Annotated in this window: 20 protein-coding genes; 9 read left to right on the top strand and 11 right to left on the bottom strand. The window is 69.1% G+C overall.

All coding sequences use genetic code 11. From position 1 onward, the window contains the following. Nucleotide 1: 1 nt before the first annotated feature. The 4 genes from D7Y11_RS01060 to D7Y11_RS01045 are packed head-to-tail and all read right to left on the bottom strand — an operon-like array spanning nt 2 to nt 3,820. Nucleotides 2-472 (bottom strand): DUF6714 family protein, encoded by a 471-nt coding sequence (locus tag D7Y11_RS01060; RefSeq protein ID WP_126932803.1) that lies wholly within the window; start codon nt 470-472, stop codon nt 2-4. Further along, nucleotides 469-825 carry a hypothetical protein gene (locus D7Y11_RS45310; RefSeq protein WP_368773796.1) on the bottom strand — a complete coding sequence of 119 codons (357 nt, stop codon included), beginning with the start codon at nt 823-825 and terminating at the stop codon, nt 469-471. Before D7Y11_RS45310 ends, D7Y11_RS01060 begins: the two co-directional genes overlap by 4 nt. Nucleotides 826-857: 32 nt before the next feature. After that, the gene (locus D7Y11_RS01050; protein WP_126932802.1) at nt 858-1,970 is read right to left on the bottom strand and encodes a hypothetical protein; all 1,113 of its coding nucleotides are present in this window, start codon (nt 1,968-1,970) and stop codon (nt 858-860) included. Then, nucleotides 1,967-3,820 (bottom strand): HSP90 family protein, encoded by a 1,854-nt coding sequence (locus D7Y11_RS01045; RefSeq protein ID WP_126932801.1) that lies wholly within the window; start codon nt 3,818-3,820, stop codon nt 1,967-1,969. Before D7Y11_RS01045 ends, D7Y11_RS01050 begins: the two co-directional genes overlap by 4 nt. Nucleotides 3,821-4,030: 210 nt before the next feature. Here D7Y11_RS01045 and D7Y11_RS01040 point away from each other — a divergent pair, with 210 nt between their 5' ends. Further along, nucleotides 4,031-4,882 carry a metal-dependent hydrolase gene (locus D7Y11_RS01040; protein WP_126932826.1) on the top strand — a complete coding sequence of 284 codons (852 nt, stop codon included), beginning with the start codon at nt 4,031-4,033 and terminating at the stop codon, nt 4,880-4,882. 198 nt (nt 4,883-5,080) lie between these two features. Further along, nucleotides 5,081-6,472, top strand: coding sequence for a TerB family tellurite resistance protein (locus D7Y11_RS01035; protein ID WP_233607160.1), 1,392 nt, complete (start codon nt 5,081-5,083; stop codon nt 6,470-6,472). A gap of 27 nt (nt 6,473-6,499) precedes the next feature. Here D7Y11_RS01035 and D7Y11_RS01030 read toward each other — a convergent pair whose 3' ends face one another. Further along, complete coding sequence (locus D7Y11_RS01030) at nt 6,500-7,873, bottom strand: spondin domain-containing protein (RefSeq protein ID WP_126932800.1); 1,374 nt, start codon at nt 7,871-7,873, stop codon at nt 6,500-6,502. Between the two features lie 55 nt (nt 7,874-7,928). Continuing rightward, nucleotides 7,929-9,524, bottom strand: a complete 1,596-nt coding sequence (locus tag D7Y11_RS01025) for an FAD-dependent oxidoreductase (RefSeq protein ID WP_126932799.1) — start codon at nt 9,522-9,524, stop codon at nt 7,929-7,931. A 94-nt stretch (nt 9,525-9,618) separates the two neighbouring features. On the opposite strand from D7Y11_RS01025, the gene D7Y11_RS01020 reads away from it, so the two are divergent. From D7Y11_RS01020 to D7Y11_RS01010, 3 genes are all read left to right on the top strand, one after another. Then, entirely contained in the window at nt 9,619-10,215 is a 597-nt protein-coding gene (locus tag D7Y11_RS01020) for a TetR/AcrR family transcriptional regulator (RefSeq protein ID WP_158624435.1), read from the top strand. 66 nt (nt 10,216-10,281) lie between these two features. Then, the gene (locus D7Y11_RS01015; RefSeq protein WP_126932797.1) at nt 10,282-11,733 is read left to right on the top strand and encodes a GNAT family N-acetyltransferase; all 1,452 of its coding nucleotides are present in this window, start codon (nt 10,282-10,284) and stop codon (nt 11,731-11,733) included. Further along, nucleotides 11,706-12,143, top strand: coding sequence for a hypothetical protein (locus D7Y11_RS01010; RefSeq protein WP_120577742.1), 438 nt, complete (start codon nt 11,706-11,708; stop codon nt 12,141-12,143). Before D7Y11_RS01015 ends, D7Y11_RS01010 begins: the two co-directional genes overlap by 28 nt. A 66-nt stretch (nt 12,144-12,209) precedes the next feature. Here the strand turns inward: D7Y11_RS01010 and D7Y11_RS01005 are convergent, their stop codons facing one another. From D7Y11_RS01005 to D7Y11_RS00990, 4 genes are all read right to left on the bottom strand, one after another. Next, nucleotides 12,210-13,088, bottom strand: a complete 879-nt coding sequence (locus D7Y11_RS01005) for an aldo/keto reductase (RefSeq protein ID WP_121754051.1) — start codon at nt 13,086-13,088, stop codon at nt 12,210-12,212. Nucleotides 13,089-13,145: 57 nt separating this feature from the next. Then, entirely contained in the window at nt 13,146-13,925 is a 780-nt protein-coding gene (locus D7Y11_RS01000) for an SDR family oxidoreductase (RefSeq protein ID WP_126932796.1), read from the bottom strand. Nucleotides 13,926-14,210: 285 nt separating this feature from the next. Continuing rightward, complete coding sequence (locus tag D7Y11_RS00995) at nt 14,211-16,025, bottom strand: ABC transporter ATP-binding protein (RefSeq protein ID WP_126932795.1); 1,815 nt, start codon at nt 16,023-16,025, stop codon at nt 14,211-14,213. Then, complete coding sequence (locus tag D7Y11_RS00990; protein WP_121754054.1) at nt 16,022-17,803, bottom strand: ABC transporter ATP-binding protein; 1,782 nt, start codon at nt 17,801-17,803, stop codon at nt 16,022-16,024. The genes D7Y11_RS00995 and D7Y11_RS00990 overlap by 4 nt, the downstream gene beginning before the upstream one ends. A 165-nt stretch (nt 17,804-17,968) precedes the next feature. Between D7Y11_RS00990 and D7Y11_RS00985 the strand changes: the two genes are divergently transcribed. After that, nucleotides 17,969-19,003: an aldo/keto reductase gene (locus D7Y11_RS00985; RefSeq protein WP_120577747.1), complete on the top strand. Its 1,035-nt coding sequence runs from the start codon at nt 17,969-17,971 to the stop codon at nt 19,001-19,003. Nucleotides 19,004-19,135: 132 nt separating this feature from the next. Continuing rightward, entirely contained in the window at nt 19,136-21,490 is a 2,355-nt protein-coding gene (locus D7Y11_RS00980; protein ID WP_126932794.1) for an arylsulfatase, read from the top strand. A 59-nt stretch (nt 21,491-21,549) separates the two neighbouring features. Here the strand turns inward: D7Y11_RS00980 and D7Y11_RS00975 are convergent, their stop codons facing one another. Next, entirely contained in the window at nt 21,550-23,343 is a 1,794-nt protein-coding gene (locus D7Y11_RS00975; RefSeq protein WP_126932793.1) for a M4 family metallopeptidase, read from the bottom strand. Nucleotides 23,344-23,691: 348 nt separating this feature from the next. Between D7Y11_RS00975 and rpsD the strand changes: the two genes are divergently transcribed. Together rpsD and D7Y11_RS00965 are read left to right on the top strand one after the other, a co-directional pair. Next, nucleotides 23,692-24,324 (top strand): 30S ribosomal protein S4, encoded by a 633-nt coding sequence (rpsD, locus tag D7Y11_RS00970; protein WP_121779379.1) that lies wholly within the window; start codon nt 23,692-23,694, stop codon nt 24,322-24,324. 116 nt (nt 24,325-24,440) lie between these two features. Next, the gene (locus D7Y11_RS00965) at nt 24,441-26,639 is read left to right on the top strand and encodes an FUSC family protein (RefSeq protein ID WP_126932792.1); all 2,199 of its coding nucleotides are present in this window, start codon (nt 24,441-24,443) and stop codon (nt 26,637-26,639) included. The last annotated feature ends 209 nt before the right edge of the window (nt 26,640-26,848 follow it).

Below are 26,848 nucleotides of genomic sequence, written 5' to 3'. Positions count from 1 at the left end.
GTCAGTCCGCGGGTAGGTCCCAATACGTCTCCAACGCTTGGGACCAGGACTGCTTGGAGATAGGCGAAGTGGATGCGTCCCTCATGTGGATGAGGAACATCCGGATGGCGTTCCTTTGGGGCGGGCTCAATCGATCAAACCTGCGAAGGAAGAAGGCGCGCAGGTCTGGCTGTGTCTCGTCGGGGATGCTTAATGAGGACAAGAGAAAGCCGCGCACATCAGGATCCACGAGCGCCGCGCTGAGATATGCCGGAAGGTAGTAGGTAAGTGCCTCCATGCTGAAAAGCGAGAGATGCGCCGCATGGTCGCGCACCTTCTCAACTGGGACGTCCTTCCAGTGGCGCCCCCCGAAGTCCCGAACGAGTTTGGGTGTCTCCCATGCACCGCGTGCATAGGCGACGCGTTTCTTCTCGGGGCGGGGAACATCCGAGAATGCATGCTCAATGCTCTGGCGGAGAGAGTCATCGCTCATTTGCATTGCTCATTGGGACCACAGCGGACACGAATCAACTTCGTGCACTCAGCCTGGCCTCGTTCATATGTGGCGAGGGCACCCTTGTGCGCCAGGTCGCCGCCGCGAAAGCAGCGGTTCATCAAGGTCCTGCGCGCCTCGATGCACCGCTCAAAACGATTCCATCGAACCGTCAAGTCCACGCAGGACATCGTTTCGTCACAGTTCATGCTCTGAGTCTTGCATGCCGTGCCAACTGCTTTGCTCAAGTCGCGCCAGACGTCTTTGGTACAGTCTCCCGGAGGAGGTAGCTCTGTGTCTTCAGCCCGGCCCTGGGGCGGAAGAAGGAGGAACCAGGTGATGGCGACAGGCATCCAGCTTGAGCCCTTCATGCTGATGCACCCCTTCAATCCAACGGGAACAACCGCGCTTCCTTCGCCAGCACTTCATTGCGAGCCAGCAATCCCGTGAACCGCTTCGTCCCGTTCCGCGCATCGAACCGCGCCGCGATGTCGCGCGCCTGCGACTCCAGCCAGTCCTTCAGCGCCCGCGTCCCGTAGCCCCCGTCCACCGCGTGCAGCGCGAACGCGCGTGGCAAGCGCAGGCTCACCTCATCCCGGCCGTCCGCGACCACCTGCCCCAGCAGGAACGACGCCGCCGTGTAGAAGCTGAACCGGTCCCGGTAGCTGGAGTGCTCCAGCGCCCAGCCCAGGTGCTTCTCCAGCAGCGTCAACCCGCGCGACAGGTTGCCAGTCAGCGCCAGGAACTCCAGGTGCTCTCCCACCGTGGCGAGGAACTCGCGGTTCTTCGCCACCATCGCATAACCGCGCATGTGGCAGTCCCGCGCTTCCTTCATCCGCTCCAGCTTGAAGAACGGATACAGCAGCGTGCCCAACGTCAGGTGCGGAATCTCCGCGCAGGACTGGCGCCCGTCCAGGATGGGCTTGGCCTTCTGGATGGCCTGCTCCCACTCGCCCTTGTCCACGTGGTGGTCCAGCTCATCGTCCAACTCGCAGACGCGGCAGTCTGTCAGGTGGTCCCTGGGCGTGACGAGCCACGCCTCCCACAGGCGCTCCGCCTCCGCCGTGTCTCCCATGTCCCGAGCCATCTGGTATCGCAGCTTCAGCGCCGCGCGCTTGCCCGCGTCCAGCTTCGCGAAGCTCTGCTCCACGTCATCCAGCGCGTCGGCAATCTGCTTGCGGCTGATGTGCGGGAACTCGTCCAGCCGGCCCACCACCCACTTCTGCTTCCAGAGCATGTCCTCCGGGTCGAACCGCTGCGGATCCTTCTTCTGCTGCCCCCGGCACCACGCGAACGCCACCAGCGCCTTGTCCGGATAGCCCCCGAACGTCGCCGCGTCGATGAGCGAGTCCCGCAGCTCGTACCCCAGCGGCACGTCGCCGTGCGCGTCCGTCAGCCGCACCGCCTCCTCCAGGGCGCGCACCTTCGCGTCGCCTTCCGGCAGCTCCTCCGCCTGCGCGCGCAGGGCCTCTACCTGCTGATGCCAGTCCACCATCAGTGCATCCCCCGCGAGCCCGGACCCGACGAACCGCCCCCGCCGCCGCCTTCGTCCAGCCGCGCCGAGATGAGCCCCAGCAGTCCATGGTTCAGCAGCGCCATCTCCTGCGCGTTCAGCGGGTGCTGACCCAACAGCAGCGCCTGCACGTAGAGCATCTCCACCGACAGCTTCAGCAAATCCCGCCCCTCCACCGCGGCCAGCTTGCGCACCACCGGGTTGTGCAGGTTGAGGCAGAGCAACGCCCGTTCCTGTCCGCCCGTGCCCGCCATCACCCCGTCCAACACGCCCGCGTACAGGTCGTCCGACTCCTCCCGCGCCCGCTCCGCGTCCCGCTTGAACGCCCCTTCCGCGTCCGAGCTGTAGAGCGTGGGCACCTCCGCCGGGAAGAACTTCTTCACCTCCACTCCGCAGCGGAACGGCGCCAGCACGCGCTCGGCCAGACGCAGCAGTGGGTAGACGGCTTCGCGCTCGTCCAGCGTCAGTTCCTCGAAGCTCTGCGGCAGGTCCGCCGACGAGAACGGCGCCACCTGCGCCTCCGGCACCACGTGCGGCAGCTTCTCCAGCAGCGCCGTGTCATGCGTGTACGCCGCGTTCAGCACGCACAGCCCCTGCGCCGCCGCCACCCGCGCCACCTGCCGGAACCCGTCCAACGTCGGCGTGTAGCGCACCACCGGCCACGACTTCCGGTAGTCCGCCAACGTCATCACCCCGAGCGACGTCTCGAAAGGCAGCCAGTTGATGACCAGCCGGTAGAAGTCATCGTCGTCCAGCGCCAGCCCCTTCACCGACAGCCCATGCAACGCAATCAACCGCTGCAACGACCGGGGGTCTTCGTGCGCCAGGTCCATCAGGTACTTGCGCAGGGACTGGCCCAGTGCCTCGCGCGCCTTCGCCAGCACCGCGTCCTCGTAGAAGGATTCGCGGCTCGCGGTGGGCCTCAGGCCGTTCGCGTTCACCACGCACTTCACGAAGAACGCCCACTCCGGCAGCAGGTTCTCCGCGCTCTCCGACAGCAGCATCTGCTTCAGGTACACGCGGTGCTTCTGCTTCGCGTTGAAGTGCGGCGACGCCGGCAACACATACGCCACGCCGTCCACGTCTCCCGCCTCCGAGCGCAGCGGAATCACATCCAGGAAGTCCGTGCCGAACACCTCGCGCCCGTACGCGAGCAGCGCCTGCCGCCGGTCTCCCGCCGTCTCGTAGAAGCGGCGCCAGGGCGGACCGTCCGGGTTGAGCGACTCCGTCTGCCCGTCCACCGTGAGCCGCACGGGGAAGGGCAACAGGCCGCCGTAGTGCTTCGCCAGCTGGCGCACCCGCTCCGGTGTGAACCACTCCACCATGTCCGCGCGGGCCACCAGGTAGACGTGCGTGCCGGGGGCGTCCAGCGGGTGCTCGGAGATGCGCACGTCATACGTGCCGTCGTGCCGGCCCCGCCACTCCAGCGTCCGCCCGTCGCCCTTCGCCGAGCGCGTCACCACCAGCAACTCGTCGCACACCATGAAGCACGACAAGAGGCCGATGCCGAACTGGCCGATGAAGTCGTTGCGGCGGGCTTCCAGTTGCTCGCGCTTGGAGGACTCGCCGATGGTGGCCAGGAAGCGGTGGATCTCCTCCTCTGTCAGCCCCACGCCTTCATCCGTGAAGAGCAGGGTGGGCGGTCCGCCGTCCTGCTTCTCCCGCAGCTCCAGCCCCACGGCTCCGGTGGCCTGGGGCTCCAGCAACTGGCGGGCGCGGATGGCGTCCGTGGCGTTCTGGAGCAGCTCCCGCACGTAGACCCCGGGCGAGCTGTACAGGTGGTGGGACAGGAGGTCGATGACCCCACGGAGGCTGACTTGGAATCGATGGTCCACGCGGCCATCGAGCGTAGCGCGCTGCATCCTCCCCGGGGCCACAATCCCCCGCCGTGGGTGGATGAAGGCATGTGTCCTTCCCAAGGCAACCGGACGCGCCAGCCCCCTTCCGCCTCCCTGGCGGGGTGGTATGTCGCGCCCCGGCCGTGCGGCGCCCCCGGGCGGCACGGCGACATGTCGTCTCTTTCCTTCCTCCTGGAGTGGACACCGATGGGCAACAAGCTGAAGGCAGTGGTGGTGGGTGCGGTGCTGGGCGTCGCGGGCGCGGCCTTCGCGCAGGGCACGCCGACGACGCCGGCGGCTCCCAAGGCCGACGTGAAGGCTCCGGCCAAGGCGGCGGCGGGCAAGGCGGCGGGCAAGACGGAGGTGACGTGGTGGGGCCACGCCGCCTTCGTGGTGAAGACGCCGGGCGGCGCGACCATCGCCATCGACCCGTGGTTCACCAACCCCAAGGCGCCGCAGGGCGCCACGTGGCCGGAGGCGGTGGACGCCATCCTCGTGTCCCACGGCCACTTCGACCACGTGGGTGAGACCAAGGCCCTGGCCCAGAAGACGAGTGCCAAGGTGTACGGCTCCTTCGAGCTGGTGAACCTCCTGGGCCTGCCGGAGGCGCAGGGCATGGGCGCCAACGCGGGCGGGACGTTCACGGTGAAGGACGCCACCATCCACCTGGTGGAGGCGGTGCACTCCAGCAGCTACCAGGCGGACCCGAAGGGTGCGTCTCAGTACGCCGGTGCGCCCCTGGGCTTCGTCATCGAAATCGCCAACGGCCCCACGCTGTACCACTCCGGCGACACCGCGGCCTTCAGCTCCATGGCCCTCATCGCCGAGCAGTTCAAGCCCACCGTGGCCCTGCTCCCCATTGGCGGCCACTTCACCATGGACCCCGCGCAGGCCTCCGTCGCCGCGAAGCTGCTGAAGGTGAAGACCGTGGTGCCCATGCACTACGGCACCTTCCCCGCCCTGGCCGGCACCCCGGACGCGCTCACCACCGAGCTGAAGAAGACCCGGGCCACCACCAAGGTGCTCGCCCTGGAGCCGGGCAAGGCCACCGCGCTGTAGGCCTTCCTGGCCACGTGTCTCCGCGCGCTCGTCCGCCCTGGGTGGACGGGCGCGCTGTTTTTTCCACCAGGCATCAGCATCTGTTGCCGGACGCCGCCGTGAGCCTGGGGCCGGGTGGCATCGCGGATGCGACTGGGTTATTCCCCGCTTCGTGTGCTTCCGGCGGGGTCCGGCCGCACGCTTTTGAGGGGTGTACCGGTGTCGGTGCTGGTTTTTGGAAGGGGGACCTGGCTGGCCGCGCTCCTGACGGACGTGGTCACCGCGCATGCGCGCTCCCCCGCGCCCGTCCCGACCTCTCTGCTTCCGGAAACCTCCTCCGGCCGGGCCCGGGGCCGCGCCTTCCTGCGCCGCACGCTGCGCGCCTCGGGGCTCGTCTACGGCACGCCCGTGCCGCTGCCCTCGCCGGTGGACGGGGGTGAGCCCTTCGACATCCCGGCGCGCAAGGTGGAGGACGAGCTGTTCCACGCCGTGGTGCGCACGCTGGCGCGCATGGCGCTGGACCTGGCGCGGGTGATGGACGCGCCGGAGGGCCCGCGGGTGGAGCAGCTGCTGGTGCTCTTCGCGGTGCTGGCGGGCGAGCTGGACCTGGCGATGGCGCTGGACGCGAGGCTCGCGGCGGGGCTGCCGGTGCCCCGGCGGATGGTGGGCCGGGTGGAGGACGCGCTCGACAAGCGGGCGCCGTCGCTGGCCGGGGACCCGGTGTACGGGCTGGTGCTGCACAACGGCGCGCAGTACGCGGACGCGCAGCTGTTCTGCCGGCAGGCCATCGACTTGTTCTCGACCGGGCGGCTGTCGCGCGCGATGGCGGAGCGGCGGCGGGACTTCGCGGCGAAGCAGAAGGCGCTCCTGGTGGACGTGCTCACGGCGCTCGCGTGCGTGGACCGCGAACCCAGCGCGCCCGCGCGCCGCGCCATCCTCCGGCAGGTGGAGGGGCTGAAGCTGCCGCACTCGCTGGAGGGCGAGGTGAAGGCCGCGGTGCGCCAGTCCTTCGAGCGCAAGCGCGACGTGCGGGACGTGGTGCGCCGCGTGCGCAGCGTGGACATGCAGCACCTGTTGCTGGAGCAGGCGTTGCTGGCGGCGCTGGTGGACGGCCGGCGCACGCGGCGGGAACGGGCCTTCATCGACACACTGGCGGGCGCGCTGCACGTGCCTCACGCGGAGCTGCGCCGTCTGGAATTGGAGATGGCGGAGTTCTACGCGCGGCATCGCTCGCTGGTGGATGTCTTCACCGTGTCGGACGCGGCGGGCGCCATGGGCGAGGAGCTCATGGGCGGCATGCAGGAGACGCTGGAGAAGAACTTCCATCGGCTCATGCAGGAGGCGCGCGAGACGGGCGACCTGGCGGTGTTGCTCACCAAGGCGGCGCGGCGCCAGAAGCTCACCGCCGACGAGCGGCAGCGCATGCGCGCGCAGCTCATCGACGTGGCGAAGGCCATCCCCGCGCTGGCCATCTTCGCCGCGCCGGGCGGCATCCTGCTGTTGGCGGCGCTGGCGAAGGTGTTGCCCTTCAGCCTGCTGCCCAGCGCCTTCCAGGACGAGCCCGCGGTGGACTCCGATGACGAGGACACCTTGGAGCGCGAAGCCGTCTGAAGTCCCCGTGTTGAAACGCGGCGCGAGCTACTCCGCCGTGAGGGTGACGCGCAGGTGCTGGGACAGGGGCGTGCCGTAGCGCGACGGGGGCACCCGTCGCACGGTCTGGTTGGTGTCCACGGTCCACTCGGGGGCACCCTGGTGGGGCCCCACGGCGGGCTCTTCGTCCAGCTCCGTGCCCGCGTCCCACAGGAACAGCTTGGATGTGATGTCGCCCGTCACAGGGTCGTTGGCCTTGTCGAAGAGCGCGATGCCCTGCTCGTCGGGGCCGAAGAACCAGTCGTTGGACTGGCCGAACATGGTCGCGAAGGACAGCCGGTCGCCGGGGCTGGCGTTGACGGTGAATTCGTAGGCAAGGCCCGGCAGGAGGGGACCGGGGGCGGCCGCGTCCACGGGCGTGTTGAAGGTGCCTGACTTGCTCACGCCCGCGGGCGGAGTCGAAGAGAGGGCGTTGGCCAGCCGCGAGGCATCGCCGCCTTCCGCGAGCGCCTCCAATCCCAGGCCCCGGTCCTGCGCGCCTTCCGTGAACAGCGGCGAGGCGGCGTTGTGCACGGCGAAGACGCCCGGTGACAGGGGCGTGGCCACGCCGTTCAGCGGCTTGAGCCAGGTGTCCAGGGTGGTGGCATCGCCGCCCTCCGCGAGCGCCTCCAGGCCCTGGCCCCGGTCCGGCTGACCCTCGGTGAAGAGGGGCTCATTGCCCGCGCCCACCACCCAGACTCCCGGGGAGATGCGCACGGGCTTGATGCCTTCGGAGGTGCTCAGGGTGTTGCGGTCGTCGGAGACGTTCTCGATGCGCACGGTGAAGCGCTGCGTGGCCGCGTCGTGGGCCAACTGCACGCGGATCATCGTCGCGAGCGGGGGCAGATTGAACGGCAGGCCGCTGCTGAGCACGGGCTGCGTGCCCACGCGCCGCACGTTGTTGGAGTTGAAGTCATTGATGCCAGGGCCGTCCGTGGAGGTGGCCTGCTTCGGCGCGGTGTGCGCGCCCACGGCGGGCTCTTCGTTCACCTCCGTGCCCGCGTCCCAGAGGACGACCTGGGAGGTGACGTTGCCGGTCACCGGCTGCCCGTCGGCGGAGTAGAGCGGGATGCCCCGGGGCTCGGTGCCGAAGAACCAGTCGTTGGATGCGCCGAACATGGCGGCGAAGGACAAGCGGTGGTTGCGGCCCGCGGTGAAGCTGAACTCGTAGGTGTCGCCGGGGGCCAGCGGACCCGGTGAGGTGCCGCTTATCTTCGTGTCGAACCGGCCGGACTTGAGGTTCTGGAAGGGCGCCACGTTCTCGATGCGCACGCGGAAGCGCCGGGAGGACGGGTCGGTGTCGTCGCCGGAGCCGCAGGCGGACAGCGTCAGGAGGCCGAGCGCTGCGCGGACGGCGCTTCCACGGAAGGAGCGGATGGGCATGGGGAGAGTCTCCATGGGCCTCGCGAAAATGCGAAGCCCTGCGGCGTTGCTCCTCCTACGCAGGAAGGTTCACGGCGGTTACGTACGGCCCGGCCCGGGTGGAAGGGCGGGGCAGGAGCGGCGTCATGAATTGCTCCAGGGCCAAGAGGTCGCCGGGCCGGGACGCGTGGCCCACGTAGCCATCCGGACGCACCAGGATGAGCGCACCCGCGTTCGGGGGCACGTCGTAGGCCCGGTGCGCATGGCCGTCGGTGTCGAGCAATGCGTCGGTGCTGACCGTCGAGCCCTTGGGGAGGACACGGGCGACGCGCACGGTGTCACCGGAGCGTGAGCGAGCCCAGGCATCGACCTCCTGGAGCGCGGATCCGAAGGCGAGCAGCGTCCAGTGGGGACCTCGAAACCTGTCCGACAGTCGGACAGGTTCGCCGTGGGCATCCACGCAGGGCGCGTCCGGGGCGCGGTCTCCGGCCTGCACCCGGGACGTGTCGCCGGGGAGTTCCGGGGCGAGGGGGCCTCCGCGATAGCTCAAGCCCAATTGCCGCTCCTCGTCGCCCCGTTTCATGGCCTTCATGCGTCCCTGCCGCATTCCTTCGTACAGCTTCGAGGACAGCCCGAGCACACGCGCGGCGACGGGCAGTCGCTCCGCCTCGTAGGTGTCGAGCAGGGCCGGATCCGCGCCCTGGAGCACGTGGCCCAGCTTCCAGCCCAGGTTGTAGGCGTCCTGCACGCCGGTGTTGAGTCCCTGGCCGCCGGTGGGCGGGTGCACGTGCGCGGCGTCGCCCGCGATGAAGACGCGGCCCACGCGGTAGCGATCCACCATGCGCGTGCTGGGGCGATACAAGGACAGCCAGCTCGCGTCGTGCAGGCGCAGCCTGGAGCCGGGGCGCGCGGTCTCTTGGATGCGCTGGTGGAGCGCGGCCTCGGTGAGCTCCGGCACGGTGTCGCCGGGCTTCACCTGGAGGACGAGCTGGAAGCGGTCCGCGCCGGGGAGGGGACACAGCGCCACCATGCCGCGCTTCGCGAAGGGCCACACGTGCCAGTGCGTGTGTGCCAGGCCCTCCACGCGCACGTCGCCCACGACCATGCGCTCCTCCTCATGGGTGACGCCATGGAGGACCAGCCCCAGTTCCTTGCGCACGCGGCTGTGTCCTCCGTCCGCGCCGACGAGGTACTCCGCGCGGACGGTCTCCTCCGTGCCGTCACGCGAGAGGGTGGCGGAGACGCTGGTGCCGTCCTGGGTGAAGCCGGTGAGCGCGGTGCCGAACTCCACCGTGACGCCCAGCGACGCCAGCCGGTCGCGCAGGATGCCCTCGGTGCGGGCCTGGGGCACGAGCCATCCATTGGGGTAGGGCACGTCCGGGGTCGCGGCGCGGGGAGTCATCATGGTCCAGCGCCCCACGACGAAGCGCCGCCAGTGGATGCGCATGCGGGGGTAGGTGGTGCCCGCGGCGAGCACGGCATCGATCACGCCCAGGTCGTCCAGCACCTCCAGCGTGCGAGGCTGAAGCCCCTTGCCGCGAGAGCCGACGAAGGGCCGCGGGGCCGCGTCCACGATGCGCACGCGAACGCCCCGGCGAGCGAGGTCACACGCGAGCGTCAGGCCGGTGGGGCCGGCGCCAATGACGAGCACCGGCAGGATGGAATCGGGCATGGAAGGTCTCCTGTCGCGGACCAGCGGCGACGGAGACAAGAATGTAAGGAAGCGCTTATGTTGTCAGCTTGCGTTCCCGTCCCAGGAGTCCGGCATGCCGCGCGCGAAGCTTTCCCCTCGGAAGACACCCACGCAGGAGCGCTCGCGAGCGACGGTGGACGCGTTGGTGCAGGCGACTGCTGACATTCTGGTGCGCGACGGCTACGCGAAGCTGACGACGAACCGCATCGCGGAGCGAGCGGGCGTGAACGTGGCATCGCTGTACCAGTTCTTCCCAGGCAAGGAGGCACTGGTGGTGGAGGTGTCGCGCCGGCACGTGAAGGAGCAGCGCGCCGCCGCCCGAGAGGTGCTGTCGACGCGGAAGTTCAAGACGCTGGAGGACCTCATCCGGACGCTGGTGGCGCTGGGCTTCGCGGCGCACGCGGTGAATCCGAAGCTGCACCACGCGCTGACGGAGGAGCTGCCATCACGTCCCCCCAGGAAGTGGGGTCCGGAGGACGCGCCCATGCTGGAGGCCCTGAGCCAATTCCGCACGGACGTGCCGGACCCGGAGCTGGCCCTGTGGCTCATCGACACGGTGTCCCACGCGGTCATCCACCGCGCCGTGGTGGAGCGCCCCGAGTCCCTGTCCCAGGGGCTGCTCCAGGAGGAGCTGGTGACGCTCCTCCTGCGTTACGTGAAGCGGAAGTGACGGGTGTCAGACGCGTGAGTAGGCTTCACGCTTCATGACAGCAGTAAGGGGGATGTCACGAAGCTCTTGATCGATACGAATGTCTTGATTCCATTGGAGCCCACCTCGCCCGAACAGGTTGAGGCAATGATGGAGCCCGCGACCCGGCTGGTAAGCGCCATTGAAGAGGCTGGCTATCAGCTCTTCATCCATCCAGCCATCAAGGTGGATGTCGAGAGGGACCGCGACGAGGCACGCCGCTGGCTTCGCGAGTTGTTGCTCGGCAAATACCTCCCTCTTCCTGCGCCGCCTCCCGTTCCCACAAGCTGGGACGAGGTTCTGGGGAGCCCTGCACTCCACTCGAATGATTGGGTGGACCACCAGCTGTTGGCCGCTGTTCGGTCCAATGCTGTGGGCGTCCTGGTGACTGAAGACCTGCGCATCCACCGGAAGGCGAAGCGCATCGGACTGAAGGAACGCATTGTCACGGTCGGCGAAGCCCTCGCCATGGTGCAGGGCTTGCGAGCCAGGTTCGCCCGGCCTCCGCCAGCGGTGGAGTTCACGTTCGCGCATGACGTCGACGCGGAGGATCCTTTCCTCGACAGCCTCCGAGGGGACTACCCGTCGTTCGATGGTTGGTTCCGCAAATGCCAGATGGACCACCGACGATGCTGGGTGGTGCGGGGGCAGGGGCGTCATCTGGCCGCGCTGTGCCTCATCAAGGATGAGGAGGGCGTCCTGGCCTTCAAGGGGCGCACGCTGAAGCTCTGCACGTTCAAGGTCGCGCCCGAGCATCAGGGGCGACGCCTGGGCGAGCTTCTGCTCAAGAGCGTCTTCGAGCACGTTTCGAAGAACGGGCACGATTTCGTCTACGTGACGGCCTACGAGCGCCAGGGCGCGCTCATCGCCATGTTCGAGGATTTCGGATTCCAGGTGGAAGGGCGTACGGAATCTGGCGAATTCGTCCTCGTAAAACGAATGCGTACAGGAGATGCGCTCGAAGCGCTTTCGCCGCTCGACTTTCACGTGCGCCACGGGCCGCCCGCGATGAAGTTCGATGTGCCGTCCTTCATCATCCCCATCGAGCCCAAGTTCCATCACCTGCTCTTCCCGGACGCGGACGCGCAGTTGTCGCTGGAGCCCGGCATCCATCCCTTTGGGAATGGCCTGCGAAAGGCGTACCTGTGCCGGGCGTTGATCCGGCAGATAGAGCCTGGTGCGTCGCTGCTGTTCTACCTGAGCCACTCCCAGAAGGCCGTGACGGTCGTGGGCATCGCCGAGCAGACGCTGGTGTCCGCGAATGCCGAAGAGATCGCCGCCACGGTGGGAAAACGCACGGTGTTCCCCCTTCGCGACATGCAGGTGCTGTGCTCGAATGGCGAAGTGCTCGTCATCCTCTTCCGACAAGCGGCCATCCTGAAGGAGCCCATTCCTCTCGGTGACCTCTGTCGTCATGGAGTGCTCAACGGCCCTCCGCAGTCCATCACCACGGTGCAGCAGGGAGGTCGTGAGTGGCTTCGCCAACGCCTCGGTCTGTAGTCCTGCTGCCCATCCAGCCCCGGTATGCGACGCCCATCCTGGAAGGGCTCAAGCGCGTCGAGTTCCGCAAGCGCGCCTTCCGCAGGGAGGTCTCACACGTCGTCGTCTACTCCTCCAGCCCGGTGAAGCAGGTCGTCGGCTTCTTCGACATCCTGGGCATCGACGAGGCCGCTCCCGAGCAGCTCTGGCGCCGCTACTCGAGGGTGGGGGGCATCCTGAAGGAGGACTACGACCGCTACTTCTCGCGATGCGAGGGGGGCGTCGCGATCCAGGTGGGAAAGGTCCACGTCTTCGCGAAGCCCTTCCCGCTGGGAGATATCTCACCGGAGCTGCGCGCACCCCAGAGCTATGCCTATCTGAGCTCGCACGCGTTCACGAAGATTCGTGGCCGGCGGACGCTCGCCACGTGAAGTGCCGCGAGCACCCCATCCGCCCGTGGGCCGGTGGGGTGCTTCAAGCGAACCAGGGCTGATGCTTCAGCGCCCGGATGCCTGCGCGTCCACTGCGGCCAGCTCGTCCTTGTTGAGCTTCACCTCCGCGCCCGCGACGTTCTCCTCCAGGTGCTTCACGGAGGACGTGCCCGGGATGGGCAGCATCACCGGCGAGCGCTCCAGCAGCCAGGAGAGGGCAATCTGCGCGGGCGTCGCGTTGTGCTTCTTCGCCACGGAGTCGAGCGTGCTCCCCGGCTTCGCCAGACCGCCCGTCGCCAGCGGGAACCAGGGGATGAAACCCAGGTTCTCCTTCTCGCAGTAGTCCAACACCTTCTCGTGCACGCGGTCGGTCAGGTTGTACCGGTTCTGCACCGACACGATGTCCACCACCTTGCGTGCCCGCTCAATCTCCTCCACCGACACTTCCGACAGGCCGATGTGGCGGATCTTCCCTTCCTTCTGCAGCGCCTTCAGCTCGCCCAGCGACTCCTCCACCGGGACCTTCGGGTCGATGCGGTGCAGCTGGTACAGGTCGATGCGCTCCAGCTTCAGCCGGCGCAGCGACATCTCCAGCTGCTGGCGCAGGTACTTCGGCGCGCCCACCGGATGCCACTCGTTGGGCCCCGTGCGCACCAGGCCCGCCTTCGTCGCCACCACCACGCCCTTGGCGTAGGGGTGCAGTGCCTCCGCGATGATCTCCTCGCTGACGTAGGGGCCGTAGGAGTCCGCCGTGTCGATGAAGTCCACGCCCAGCTCCAGCGCGCGGCGCAACACGCGCACCGCCTCCGCCCGGTCCTTGGGCGGGCCCCAGATGCCAGGGCCCGTGAGCTGCATGGCGCCGTAGCCCAGCCGGTGGACGGGCAAATCTCCGCCCAGCTTGAAGGTGCCGCTCTTCTCCGCGGGTCGCGTCGAGGTTCCGCTCATGAGTGCTTCCTCCGTGCAGATGAATGCCTGAATGGATGCATGTGCAGTAAATGCGTTTCAGGCCGTCCGGTACCGCCCAGCCAATGCATGGGTCGCCCCACGCAGCAGTCCTGCCTCCGCCTTCTCCAGGGCAGTGAGGGCCTCCGCTGCCTCCAGTCCGGGGATGCAGACCGTCTCACCGCGCTCCAGCGCGACGAGCGACGCGGTGACGACGTCCTCTGGTGACATGGTGCCGGGATAGCCACCGTTGAACTCCGTGAAGGTCATGCCCGGGCAGACGACCTGCGCCACCACGGGCGTGCCGCGCAGCTCTCCCGCGAGCGTGCGGGTGAAGTGGACGAGGAACGCCTTCGCGCCCGCGTAGGTAGCCCGGTGGGGCAGGGGACCCGGCGGCATCGCACCGGAGAAGGCGAGCAGGGAGGCGACGTTGATGACCGCGCCCTTGCCCCGCGCCAGCATGCCGGGCAGCGCCGCGCGCGTGGCCAGCATCGGCGCCATCATGTGCAGGTTCGCCAGTCCTTCCAGCGCCGAGGGCTCCACCTGCGCGAAGGGGCCATAGCCACCCACGCCCGCGTTGTTGATGAGCAGGGTGAGGTCCTCGCCCGCCGCGCGCCCGGCCACCCGCTGAAGGTCCGCGTGCACCGTGAGGTCCGCCCGCAGCACCTCCGCGCGGATGCCATGCGCCGCCGTCAGCTCCGCCGCCAGCGTCTTCAGCCGCTCCTCCCTCCGAGCGACCAGGACCAGGTCATACCCGAGCGCCGCCAGCCGCCGTGCGTACACCGCGCCAATTCCCGCGGACGAGCCCGTCACCAACGCTGTCCCTCGACTGCCTGCCATGCCTGCTCCCTGAAGGGGTGAAGAGGGGCGCGTCCGGCTCCAACGCAATGAATGCTGGAGATCGCCACCGCGAAGCGCATGCCGCCGGGGCCGCACCCTCGGCCGCTGGGTAACGAAGGGCGGCCAGCCGTGCAAGCGAGATGCAGGCCTGTCGGGAACCAAAATGCCGGAGACGGCCCAGCGAGCCACGTCCGAGCGCCGTGGGTGCATGTTTCCGCCCGGCACAGAGGTGGAGCCCCCGCAGCGAAGAGGCGGATGGGTTTGGAGGACCGGGCTGCGGCGCGCTCAGCCCAGCGCCTTGACCGTCGGCTCCGGCGTGTCGCGGAACTGCTGGTGGTACAGCTCCGCGTAGTGCCCGCCCTTCGCGAGCAGCTCTTCGTGGTTGCCGCGCTCCACCACGGTGCCGTGCTCCAGCACCAGGATGAGGTCCGCGTGGCGGATGGTGTTGAGCCGGTGCGCGATGACGATGCTTGTGCGGCCGGACAACAGCTGCCCCAACGCCAGCTGGATGAGCGCTTCCGTGCGCGTGTCGATGTTCGCCGTCGCCTCGTCCAGGATGAGCACCCGCGGATTGGCGATGACCGCGCGAGCGAACGCGAGCAACTGCCGCTGCCCCTGACTGAGCGTCGCGCCGCCCTCGCCCAGCACGGTGTCGTAGCCCTGCGGCAGTTGGGTGATGAAGTCGTGCGCGTGCACCGCCTTCGCCGCCGCCTCCACGTCCTCGCGGGTGGCGTCCGCCTTCCCATAGGCGATGTTGTCCGCCACCTTGCCGCTGAAGAGGAACGGCTCCTGGAGCACCATGGCCATCTGCCGGCGCAGACTCGCGCGCGTCACCTGGCGTACGTCGTGCCCATCCACGCGCACCGTGCCCCCCGTCACGTCGTAGAAGCGCGGCACCAGGCTGGCCACCGTCGTCTTGCCCGCGCCCGTTCGCCCCACCAACGCAAGCGTCTGGCCGGGCTCCAGGTGGAAGGACACGTCGCGCAGCACCGGCCTCGCCGCGTCGTAGCCGAAGGACACGCCCTCGAACACCACCTGGCCCTGGAGCGGTCCCAGCTCCACCGCGCCCGATACGTCCGGTGGCTCCGTGGTCTCGTCGAGGATGGAGAAGATGCGCTCCGCCCCCGCCAGCGCGGACTGCATCAGCGCGGCCACGGACGCGGCCAGCTGCACCGGCCGGAAGAACTGCTGCACGTAGATGAGGAACGCCGCCACGCCGCCCACCGTGAGCTGCCCGCTCAGTGCCAGCGCGCCGCCGTAGCCAATCACCAGCGCCGTGGACAGCGTGGAGAGCAGGTCGATGGCCGGCGAGAACGCGGACGTGATGCCCACCGCCGCCACGTTCGCGTCGCGGTTGGCCGCGTTCCTGTCACGGAATCGCTCGATGTTCTTCTCCGTGCGGTTGAAGGCCTGCGCCTGCCGCACGCCTCCAATCTCCTCCTGGAGGTTCGCCGTCACGTCGCCCACCGTCTGCCGCGTCTTGCGGTAGGCATTGCGCGCCCGCGACGCGAAGAACCACGTGGTGAGCACGATGGCGGGGATGAGGGAGAAGCACGCCAGCGCCAGGCGCCAGTTGAGCGCGAACATCGCGACGAGCACGCCCACCAGCCCCAGCAGCGACCCCAGCAGCTGCGTCAGCCCCTGCGCGAAGAGCTGGTTGAGCGTGTCCACGTCGCTGAGCATCCGGCTCATCAGGTCGCCCAGCGGCCGGCGGTCGAACCACGACAGCGGCAGCTGCTGGAGCCGCGCGAAGAGGCGCAGGCGCAGGTCCGACAGGACGTGCTGCCCCGTGTGGCCCACCCGCCGCGTCTGCGCCTGCTGCGTCAGCAATCCCACGACGTAGACGACGAACAGCACCCCCATCGTCCGCAACAGCCCCCAGCCGTCCCCCGAGCCGATGTCGTGGTCGATGGCCCGGCTCATCAGGTACGGCCCCAGCGCCTGGCACGCCGCGCCCACCAGGATGAAGACCATCGCCACGGTGAGCGTGCCCGCGTGCGGACGCAGCTCGCCCAGCAGCCGGCGCAGCACCTTCCCGCGGTGCTTCGCGCGGCCCATCTCCAGCTCCGCCATCGCCTCGATGCTTCCAGGCCGCCTCATGCCACCTCCTCCTGACGCGGCGGCTGTAGCTGCGACCCGAGGATGTCGTTGTACAGCTCGCTGGAGGCCTTCAGCTCTTCATGGCGCCCCTTCGCGGCGATGCGCCCCTCGTCCAGCACCAGGATGAGGTCCGCGTCCCGCACGGTGCTGATGCGCTGGGCGATGACGATGGCCGTCCTGCGCTTGTCCCGCATCAGCGCGTCCAGCGCGCCCTGGATGGCGGTCTCCGTGCGCGCGTCCACCGCGGACGTGCTGTCGTCCAGGATGAGCAGGCGCGGATCCGTGAGCAGTGCCCGCGCGATGGCCAGCCGCTGCCGCTGCCCACCGGAGAGCCCCACGCCGCGCTCGCCCACCAGCGTGTCGTAGCCCTGCGGCAACTCGCGGATGAACTCCGCCGCCTGGGCCGCCTCCGCCGCGGCCTCCACCTGGGCCTGCGTCGCCTCCGGGCGCCCGTAGGCGATGTTCTCCCGCACCGTTCCGGAGAACAGCAGCGCGTCCTGGAGCACCACGCCCATCTGCGAGCGCAGGCTCGCGAGCGTCACGTCCCGCACGTCATGTCCGTCCAGCAGCACCGCGCCCCCGGTGACGTCGTAGAAGCGCGGCAGCAGGTTGATGAGCGTGCTCTTGCCGGAGCCGGTGGTGCCGAGCACCGCCACCAGCTGCCCTGGCTCCAACGTCACGCTCACGCCGCGCAGGATTTCGCGGTCGCTGCCCGCGTAGCGGAAGCGCACGTCGCGCAGCTCGATGCGGCCCTGCAATGGAGGCAGTGGCACCGCGCCCGGACGGTCCGCCACCTCCACCGCCGTGTCGAGCAGCTCGAAGAGGCGCTGCGCGGACGCGCTCGCTCGCGACATGCTGGCCGCGAAGAAGCCCAGCGTCATCAGGGGCATCAACAGGAAGGTCAGGTAGCTGATGAAGGCCACCAGCTCTCCCAGCGTCAGCTTCTGATGGAGGATGCGCCAGCCTCCCACGCCCACCACCATCAGCGTTCCCATGCTGGCGATGAAGGTGACCAGGGGGAAGTTGCCGGCCAGCGCGTCCACCACCCGCAGGTTCTTCTCCTTCAGCTCCGCGTTGGTCTTCCCGTAGCGCTCCAGCTCCCGCGCCTCGCCGGAGAAGGCTCGCACCACGCGCAGCCCGCGCAGGTCCTCCTGCAGCGTGGTGTTGAGCGAGCCCAGCAGCGCCTGCAGTTGGCCGAACAGCGGACGCATCCGCTGCATGAACCGGCGCAGCACCCACAGGATGGGCGGCACGGTGCTCAGCGCCGCCAGCGCCAGCACCGGATCCAGGTACAGCAGCAGCCCCGCGCAGCCCACCAGCATCGCCGCCGCCGCGGCGAACTGCACCACGCCGCTGCCCACGAAGGTGCGCACCGCCTCCACGTCGCTCGTCAGCCGCGTGAGCAGCTGCCCCGTCTGCGCCTGGTCGTAGTAGCTGAAGGACAGCCGCTGGATGCGCGCGAAGAGCGCGTCGCGCAGGTCGAACGCCACGCCCTGCGACGCGCGCTCCGCCAGGTAGCCCTGCAGGAAGTTGAACAGGCCGCGCCCCAGCGCGATGGCGACCAGGCCTCCCACCGCCAGCCACACGGGCCGTATCTCCCCGCGCGCGAGCCCGTGGTCGATGGCGATGCGGATCATCTGCGGCGCGCCCAGGTTCGCCACGGAGACGAGCAGCAGCGACAGCAGCGCGCCCAGCGCCTCCAGGCGATAGCGGCGCAGATAGCCCAATGCCCGCAGGATGGGCGGACGGCCGGATGCGGGTGGCGCGGACGTGCTCACGTGAGACCTGGACCCCTTCCTCCCCACCCGGGAAGGCGCGCGCATGATGGGCGCCCCCACGCTCCGCTTCAAGCATCACGCGCGTCGCGAAACGACGGTTGCGCGCCGCGCCACGGCCCGTTACGTGGGCCGCCTTTCCTCCCGCTTCGTCACGAGGTGAACGTCATGGAGTACCGGCAGCTGGGTGGTTCTGGTTTCAAGGTCCCCGTCCTCAGTCTGGGCACGGGCACGTTCGGTGGCGCTGGTGATTTCTTCAAGGGCTTCGGCTCCAGCGACGTGAAGGAGGCCACGCGGCTCGTGGACATCGCGCTGGACGCGGGCGTGAACATGTTCGACTCCGCGGACGGCTACTCCGCCGGGCTCGCGGAGGAGATTCTCGGCAAGGCGCTGGAGGGCCGGCGCGACAAGGCCATCATCTCCACCAAGGCCACCTTCCGCGCGGGCACGGGGCCCAACGACGTGGGCTCCTCGCGCTTCCACCTCACGCGCGCCGTGGAGGCCTCGCTGCGCCGGTTGAAGACGGACTACATCGACCTGTTCCAGCTCCACGCCTTCGACGCGGTGACGCCCGTGGAGGAGGTCCTCAACACGCTGGACGGCTTCGTGCGCGCGGGGAAGATCCGCTACCTCGGCTGCTCCAACTTCTCCGGCTGGCACCTGATGAAGTCGCTGGCCGTGTCGGAGCGCTACAACCTGGCGCGCTACGTGGCCCACCAGGCCTATTACTCGCTCGTGGGCCGCGACTACGAGTGGGAGCTGATGCCGCTCGCGCAGGACCAGAAGGTGGGCGCGGTGGTGTGGAGCCCGCTGGGCTGGGGCCGGCTCACCGGCAAGCTGCGCCGGGGCGCGCCGAAGCCGGAGACCAGCCGCCTCAACAACCCCGCCACCGCGGCCGGTGGCCCGCAGGTGCCGGAGGAGTACCTCTTCAAGGTCGTGGACGCGCTCGACGCCGTGGCCCAGGAGACGGGCAAGACGGTGCCGCAGGTGGCGCTCAACTGGCTGCTCCAGCGGCCCACCGTGTCCAACGTCATCATCGGCGCGCGCACGGAGGAGCAGCTGCGCCAGAACCTGGGCGCCATCGGCTGGAACCTCACGCCCGCGCAGGTGGCCACGCTGGACGCCGCCAGCACCACGCCCTGGCCGTACCCGTACTTCCACCAGCGCCAGTTCCACGAACGCAACCCGTTCCCCGTGACGTGAGCGGGGTGTGAAGCAGGAGGCGGCCAGGGCCTGGGTCCGGCCGCCTCCGTCCCGAGGGCAGATTCGCTGCCTCCGGGGGCGATGCACCTCACGCACGAGAACGTTTCTCGCCGCGTGGAGGCGCGCCCGCACATGTCCCTCAAGGAATACAAACCCGGCAGTCCGTTTCCCGGCGTCATCGGCCGCACCTGGGAGCAGTCGTCTCCCGCGTGGCCGTCTCCCCTGCGCTCGAAGCCCGGCGCGCCCAACGTCCTGTTCATCATCCTGGATGACATGGGCTTCGGGCACCTGGGCTGCTACGGCTCGCCCATCCGCACGCCGAACCTGGACCGGCTGGCGCAAGGCGGGCTGCTCTACAACAACATGCACACCACCGCGCTGTGCTCGCCCACGCGCTCGTGCATCCTCACCGGCCGCAACCACCACTCCAACGGGATGGGCACCATCACCGAAACGTCGCTGGGCTACCCCGGCTACAACGGCACCATCCCCTTCGAGAATGGCTTCCTCTCCGAGATGCTGATGGAGGCCGGCTACAACACGTATGCCATTGGCAAATGGCACCTGACCCCCGCAGAGCAGACGAGCGCCGCCGGGCCGTACTCGCGCTGGCCGTTGGGCCGCGGCTTCGAGCGCTTCTACGGCTTCCTGGGCGGGGACACGCACCAGTACTACCCGGACCTCGTCCACGACAACCACGCCATCCGCCCGCCCGGCACTCCGGAAGAGGGCTACCACCTCACCCCGGACCTGGTGGACCGCGCCATGGACTGCATCGCGGACACCAAGCAGGTCGCGCCCGACAAGCCCTTCTTCCTCTACTTCGCCACCGGCGCCATGCACGCGCCCCACCACGTCCCCCGCGAGTGGGCGGACGCCTACGCGGGCCAGTTCGACGACGGCTGGGACGCCTACCGCCAGAAGGTGTTCCAGAAGCAGCTGGAGCTGGGCGTGGTTCCCCGGGGCACGCAGCTGTCCCGGCATGACCCGGACGTGCAGGACTGGGGCTCGCTGCCGCCGGAGGAGAAGCACCTCTACTCACGCATGATGGAGGTCTTCGCGGGCTTCCTGGAGCACACGGACCACCACATCGGCCGGCTGCTGAAGTTCCTGGAGGACACCGGCGAGTTGGACAACACGCTCATCATGGTGCTGTCCGACAACGGGGCCAGCGCGGAGGGCGGGCCGCACGGCTCCGTGAACGAGCTGAAGTTCTTCAACAACGCGCCGGAGTCCCTGGAGCAGAACCTGGCGGCACTGGAGGACCTGGGCGGCCCGAAGCACTTCAACCACTACCCGTGGGGTTGGGCCTGGGCGGGGGACACGCCGTTCCGCCGCTGGAAGCGGGAGACGTACCGCGGCGGCACCACCGACCCGTTCCTCGTCCACTGGCCCCAGGGCATCCAGGCGAAGGGCGAGGTTCGCACGCAGTACGCGCACGCCATCGACATGGTGCCCACGGTGCTGGACTGCCTGGGCCTGGAGCCGCTGGCGGAGATCCGCGGCGTCACCCAGTCACCCATCGAAGGCGTCAGCTTCAAGCACACGTTCAACGACGGGAACGCGCCTGGCCGACACCGCACGCAGTACTTCGAGATGTTCAGCTCGCGCGCCATCTACCACGACGGCTGGCGCGCGGTGTGCCCGTTCCCCGGCCCGTCCTTCAAGGAGGCCGGAGAGGGCTTCGGTGAGTCACTGCTCGACGAGGACCGGCTGCGCGAGCTGGATACGCACGGCTGGGAGCTGTACCACGTGGCGGAAGACTGCTCCGAGACGAAGAACGTGGCGGAGGCGCACCGGGGCAAGCTCATCGAGATGATCGCCCTCTGGTACGCCGAAGCCGGGCGCTACCAGGTGCTGCCGCTCGCGTCGCCCACCCGCGCCGTGTTCGCCATGGAGCGCCCGCAGCTCACGAAGGACCGCACGCGCTACGTGTACCGGCCGCACACGTCGCCCGCGCCGGAGAACGCGGCGGTGCACGTGCTCAACCGGCCCCACACCATCACCGCCGACGCGGAGGTGACGCGGGACACGGAGGGCGTGCTGCTCAGCCACGGCGGCCTCACCGGCGGCTACTCACTCTTCATCCAGGACCACAAGCTGCACTACGCCTACAACTACCTCGGCGAGCAGGAGTTCCACATCGAGTCGGCGGTGGACGTGCCGGAGGGACGCTCGCAGCTGCGGTTCGAGTTCGAGCCCACCGGCAAGCCCGACCTGAAGGTGGGGCGGGGCGCGCCCGGCCGCGGCCGGCTCTACATCAACGGCGACCTGGTGGCGCAGAGCACCATCGACGCGACCATGCCGGTGGCCATCAGCCTGGGAGAGGGGCTCACCTGCGGCCGGGACGAGAACTCGCCCGTCAGCCAGCGCTACCGCGCGCCCTTCGAGTTCACCGGCACGCTCCACGAGGTGACGGTGGACGTCTCCGGCGAGCACGTCCGGGACACGAAGGCCGAACAGAAGGCCGCCCTGGCGAAGCAGTGAAACGAAAAAGGCCCGGACGGGAGCGCAGGGCTCCCATCCGGGCCTGAAAGCTCAGCGGACTACTTGGTCACGCCGACGGCGGTCCAGGCCTCGGCGACCTTCTTCGCCTCGACGGAGTCCTTGCCGTACAGGTCCGTGGCGGCCTTGATGGTGGCGGCGCGGGCCTGGGAGAAGTTCGTCTGCGGCGTCATGTACGTGGTGAGCGCGCGGCCGAAGACCTTGAGGCTCTTCTCCATGCCGATGCCGTCCTTCACCTCGATGCCGGACGTCTTGTTCTTGCCGCCCTCGGTGAGGAGGAAGAAGGCGTTGTTCGCGATGCCGCTGGAGCCGTGGACCTCCGTCATCTTCGGGAAGTTCTTGTAGTTGTCGATGGAGTAGCCGTCCGCCGTCGGGTCGTTCATGTAGCGGAGGGCGTCCGTGTTGTCGCCGTTCTTGGGCGTCCACGCGTCCTCGCCCACCGCCCAGTCGAACTTCACCGCGCTGTTCTTCTGGCTGGCGAACCACTCCACGCCGGTGCCCATGATGTCGCTGAAGGACTCGTTGAGGCCGCCGGACTCACCCTCGTACTCCAGGCCCGCGGTGCGCTCCGTGAGGCCGTGGGTGATTTCGTGGCCGGCGATGTCCAGCGTGGTGAGCGGGCCGGAGTCCTTCCCGTCGCCGTCGCCGTACTGCATCTTCTCGCCGTCCCAGAACGCGTTCACCAGGTTCACGTCGGTGTGGACGTAGGAGACGAGCTTCTCACCCTTGCCGTCGATGGAGTCGCGGCCGAGGATCTCCTTGTAGAAGTCGTAGGTCATCTCCGCGCCGTAGTGCGCGTCCACCGCGGTGGCGGCGCGCGACGGGTCGGTCTTCTCGCCCCAGACGTCGTTGTTGTCGGTGAAGCCCGTGGTGCCGGACGCTTCCTCGCGGTTCTTCGCGTCGTACGTCACGATGCCCTTGCCGCGCGTCTTGTCGTCCAGGGAGAACGTGCCGTCCTTGTTCTTCGTGGTCTGGATGTCGACCTTGCCGCTGTACATCGTCTGGTCGTCCGCCACGCGGCCCGTGCCCGGAGTCGTGGGCGTCGTCGGGGTGGTGGGCGTCTGCGCGGGCGTGCCCGAGGTGCCATCGGCGCGCCTGGCGTTGGTCGTGCGGTCCAGGTGGCTCAGCGTGTTGTACTGCTTGAGGGACTCGCCGGTGTTCGCGTCGATGAAGTAGTTCATCGAGCGCGGGTCCTTGCCGCTGGACACCTTCGTGTCGGTGAGCGTCACGTGGTAGGCGGCGTGGTACTGGCCGTCCTTGCCCTTGACGATGACCTTCTCCGCGGTGGGCGCCTTGGACGTCTCGCCGTTGAAGTCCTTCTGCGCCACGGCCAGCGCGTCCTTCGCGGTCAGCTTCGTGGGCGCCTTGCCAATGCCCACCGGGACGTTGGACACGTCGCCCGTCAGGCTGTCGAACTGACCCTTCGCGTCCAGGTGGCCGATGATCTGCTCACCGGCGACCTTCAGGCCCTCGTGCATGCGGTCCATGCGCACGTGCGTCATGCCCAGCTGGTCGCGCTCCACCGAGCGCGGCGAGAACGACGTGCCGCCCGTGATGCCCGTCAGCTGCGGGTTCTTCTGGTTCACGTACGACACCGTCTGCTGCACGGCCTGCTGCGCCTGGGGGCTGGTGAGGTCCACCGGGCCCGGCGTCAGCTTCTGGCCCACGCCGTTCAGCGCCACCGTGGCCTTCGCCTTGGAGGGCGCGCCCGTGCTGAAGCTGGACTGCGAGCTCATGCCCACCGGGCCCTGGGGCTTCACGGTGTTCACCGGCTTCGTGTCGGTGCGGTTCTGGGTGGCAACAACGGGCTTCGACAGGTCGGTGCGCAGGGCCATGGGGGCGGGCTTTCGGGGGGCAGGTGAAGCGGACAAATTGATTCTCGTGTCAGCCGTTCCAATGTTGCGTGTGGGCTGTTGCTTACACGATCATGAGTGGGTCCAAACTCATGAATTCACAGGTGAAGTGTTCGTCCTACATCCGCCCCAGAAGCACATTCCGACCGGTAGGTAAGCAGGTGCTCGGGGTTGTATTTCCGTTCATTTTCACCCTGCCTGTGCACGGCCGTCCACCCACCCCCCGTGTCTGGAAGCTTGACCGGTCGCTCCCTTTGTGGTTATTGAAATTGATAGTGATTATCAATTTCAACTTAGCTCGACCCAACAGGAAGGCCGGAGGAACGCACCGTGGCTCGTGAACTGGGACCCCGTGGAAAGATGTGTCGGCGGCTTGGCATCCCCCTGTCGCGCATCACCGCGAAGGACCCTGACAAGGACCCGGTGCTGCGCAGGCCGTATCCGCCGGGTCAGCACGGGGCGACGGCGCGCGTGTCGGTGAGCGACTTCGCGCAGCGGCTGCGGGAGAAGCAGAAGCTGAAGCTGTACTACGGCCTGCTGGAGAAGCAGTGCCGCAGCGCCTTCCTGGAAGCGCGCCGGTCCCCGGGTAACACGGGCAAGGTGTTGATGCAGCTGCTGGAGAGCCGGCTGGACGCGCTGGTGCTGCGCGCGGGGCTGGCCACGAGCATCCGGCAGGCTCGGCAGTTCGTGCGCCACGGCTACTTCCAGGTGAACGGCAAGCGCGCGGACATCCCGAGCATCCGGCTCAAGCCGGGCAACGAGGTGCGCTTCCATGCGGAGCACCTGAAGCTCGCGGCGGTGCAGGACGCCTTCGGCCGGATGAAGTCCCGGCAGGTGCCCGCGTACGTGCAGGTCCTGGGGGCAGGGGAGGGCATGCGCTACGTGCGGCTGCCCGAGCGTGAGGAGATCCCCGTGGACGTGAACGAGCCGTTCATCGTCGAGTACTACGCGCAGCGCAGCTGACCGCCTGGCCGCCTTTGGCCCGTTCGTCGTGCATGCGAGCGGGCAGGGGCGGAATCCGGCGCTCGCGCACCCCATCTTCTTCCTCCAGGGGACGTTCACCCGGGGAAGGAGCGGGGATGCGCGGGGACGGAGGCGAGACGGTGGCGGACGGCTGGGTGGCACCCCGAGGGCGTGCGGCCCGGGGACACCTGCCCCGTCATGTCGCGGGCCTCTTCCGCTTCCAGCCGGGCCGGCCCGCGGTGTCGGCGGGGTTGCGCACGGGGCTGGCGCTGGGGGGCCCGCTGCTCATCTCCGCGCTCCTGTCGCAGCCCGCGGTGTCCTGGGCGGGCATGGCCGGGCTCTTCGTCGCGCTGGTGGACAAGGGCGGGCCGTACCGCACGCGCGCTCGGGCCATGGGGGCGATGACGGTGCTGGGCGCGTTGGTGGGGTTCATCATCGCGCTGCCGAGTCCCTTCTGGGTGGACGTGGCGCTGACGTTCTTCTGGGTGACGGCGTGCGGCTTCGCGCGCAGCTTCGGGGACACGCCGGGCATCGTGGGCATGCTGCTGGCGAACCTGTTCGTGGTGTCGCTGGCCCTGCCGCAGCGTGGGCCGGAAGCCGTGCTGTCGCAGGCGGCGTACTTCGTCGCGGGCGGCCTGTGGTCCATGTTCCTGGCGCTGGTGCTGTGGCCGCTCAGGCCCTACCGCCCGGCGCGGCTGGCCATCGCGGCCTGTTACGAGGAGCTGGCGGACGTCGCGGACGCGGTCGCGGGCTGGCCCATGGAGGGGCCCTCGCGCGTGGGGACGTGGGAGGCGGTGCAGCGGGCCGCGCGCATGCGGCGGTCGCTGGAGACGGCGCGCGCGACGCTGGGTGCCACGCGCCAGGGACGGCAGGAGGAGAGTGGCCGGGGCGAGCACCTGCTGGTGTTGCTGGAGGACGCGGACGCGCTGTCGCTCTTGCTCACGGCGATGTCGGAGGCGCTGGACGAGGCGCCACGTCAGGGCGCGTGCCGCACGGCCCGCATCGAGGCGCAGCACGCGCTGGGCGCGTTGGCGGTGGACCTGCGGGGCGTGGTGGGCTCGCTGGTGCGGGGCACGGTGCCGGTGCCGTCGTCGTGGGACGCGGAGCGGGTGACGCGGGTGCTCCATGCGGACGGGGGACTGCCGGAGCCGGCGCGCGCTCAGTACTCGCACGTGGCGGGGCTCCTGGGGCGGCTGCGGGAGTACAGCGCGGTGGCGCTGGATGTGGCGTCCCGGCTGGAGAGTGGCGAGCCGCTGCCGGAGCGGGACACGAAGCCGCTGGGGTTGGAGCCGGGGCGGACGCGCTCGTGGTGGAAGGTGCTGCGCGACCACCTGACGCCGGAGTCGGTGGTCTTCCGGCACGCGCTGCGGCTGGGGCTCACCGCGACGGTGGCCACGGCGCTCGCGGAGGGGCTGGGGCTCAATCACTGGTACTGGGTGACCATCACGGTGATTGTCGTGTTGCAGCCGTACTCGGGGCTCACCATGGAGAAGGGGTTGCAGCGTGTGGCGGGCACGTTCTTGGGCAGCGTGTTGGCCATGGGGCTGGTGCACGTGCTGCCCGCGCAGTGGCTGATGCTCGCGGCCATCGTGCTGCTGGTCTGCGTGTCGGTGAGCGTGCGGCCGCTGAACTTCACGGTGTACCAGGTGCTGCTGGCGCCGGCGCTGGTGCTGCTCGCGGAGATTCAAACGGGGGACTGGCAGCTCGCGGGGGTGCGCATCCTCAACACGCTGATGGGAGGCGTGCTGGCGCTGGTGGGCATCCGGCTGCTCTGGCCGAGCCCCGAGCACGCGCGCTTCGCCGAGGAGGTGGCCGGCGTGCTGAAGGCGGACCAGCACTACCTGCGCGAGGTGTCGCGGACGCCGGTGTCCACGGAGGTGGCGCTGCGAGAGGCCCGCCGCAAGGTGGGCGTGGCGCTGTTGTCCGCGGAGGCGTCGTTCCAGCGGTTGCTGAGTGAGTGGAAGGGACCGGCGAAGGAGCTGGAGCCGGGGATGGCGTTGATCACCTATGCGCGCCGCTTCACCGCGGCCGTGACGGCGTTGGCGGCGAGCCGCGCGTGGCATCAGGAGTCGGACCTGGGGCCGGTGGTTCGCTACGCGTCGGACGCGCTGGAGGAGCTGTCCGCGGCGTTGGTGGCGCGCCGCGTGCCGTCAGCGCTCAAGCGCGGGACTCCGGGCCTGGAGGGCGCGGACGCGCTGGCGCGCACGCAGCTGTCGCGGCTGGTGCGTCAGCTGGGTGTGCTCCACCATGCGGTGGAGCGAATGCCGCCCGCGCTGCGTGCTTCGGAGGATGGCGCTACTCCCGTCCCCGCGTGACCCGTGGCATGCAGCGGAGGCCACCGCCAGCGCGTGTTTCGCCACGTGGTGGCGCACTTGTCGCCGCGCTGCGTGCTTCGGAGGATGGCGCCACGCCTGTCCTCGCGTGACCCGTGGCATGCGCGGCGGCAGGGACTCGCGCATCCGCCCCGGACGCGGCTTGCGCGGGGGCACATGCGCGTGCCCTCCGCGCACTTCCAGGATGCGCG

The organism is Corallococcus sp. AB018 (genome assembly GCF_003986945.1).
Classification (GTDB): Bacteria; Myxococcota; Myxococcia; order Myxococcales; family Myxococcaceae; genus Corallococcus; species Corallococcus exiguus.
Note: the sequence above shows the minus strand (reverse complement) of the source record. Positions and strands in the feature narration are given on the sequence as shown.

What these genes read in the sequence shown, in the direction of transcription:
- D7Y11_RS01060 (WP_126932803.1), bottom strand. Translation starts at nt 472, where the DNA reads ATGAGCGATGACTCTCTCCGCCAGAGCATTGAGCATGCATTCTCGGAT.
- D7Y11_RS45310 (WP_368773796.1), bottom strand. Translation starts at nt 825, where the DNA reads ATGCCTGTCGCCATCACCTGGTTCCTCCTTCTTCCGCCCCAGGGCCGG.
- D7Y11_RS01040 (WP_126932826.1), top strand. Translation starts at nt 4,031, where the DNA reads ATGGGCAACAAGCTGAAGGCAGTGGTGGTGGGTGCGGTGCTGGGCGTC.
- D7Y11_RS01030 (WP_126932800.1), bottom strand. Translation starts at nt 7,873, where the DNA reads ATGCCCATCCGCTCCTTCCGTGGAAGCGCCGTCCGCGCAGCGCTCGGC.
- D7Y11_RS01025 (WP_126932799.1), bottom strand. Translation starts at nt 9,524, where the DNA reads ATGCCCGATTCCATCCTGCCGGTGCTCGTCATTGGCGCCGGCCCCACC.
- D7Y11_RS01020 (WP_158624435.1), top strand. Translation starts at nt 9,619, where the DNA reads ATGCCGCGCGCGAAGCTTTCCCCTCGGAAGACACCCACGCAGGAGCGC.
- D7Y11_RS01005 (WP_121754051.1), bottom strand. Translation starts at nt 13,088, where the DNA reads ATGAGCGGAACCTCGACGCGACCCGCGGAGAAGAGCGGCACCTTCAAG.
- D7Y11_RS01000 (WP_126932796.1), bottom strand. Translation starts at nt 13,925, where the DNA reads ATGGCAGGCAGTCGAGGGACAGCGTTGGTGACGGGCTCGTCCGCGGGA.
- D7Y11_RS00995 (WP_126932795.1), bottom strand. Translation starts at nt 16,025, where the DNA reads ATGAGGCGGCCTGGAAGCATCGAGGCGATGGCGGAGCTGGAGATGGGC.
- D7Y11_RS00985 (WP_120577747.1), top strand. Translation starts at nt 17,969, where the DNA reads ATGGAGTACCGGCAGCTGGGTGGTTCTGGTTTCAAGGTCCCCGTCCTC.
- D7Y11_RS00980 (WP_126932794.1), top strand. Translation starts at nt 19,136, where the DNA reads ATGTCCCTCAAGGAATACAAACCCGGCAGTCCGTTTCCCGGCGTCATC.
- D7Y11_RS00975 (WP_126932793.1), bottom strand. Translation starts at nt 23,343, where the DNA reads ATGGCCCTGCGCACCGACCTGTCGAAGCCCGTTGTTGCCACCCAGAAC.
- D7Y11_RS00965 (WP_126932792.1), top strand. Translation starts at nt 24,441, where the DNA reads ATGCGCGGGGACGGAGGCGAGACGGTGGCGGACGGCTGGGTGGCACCC.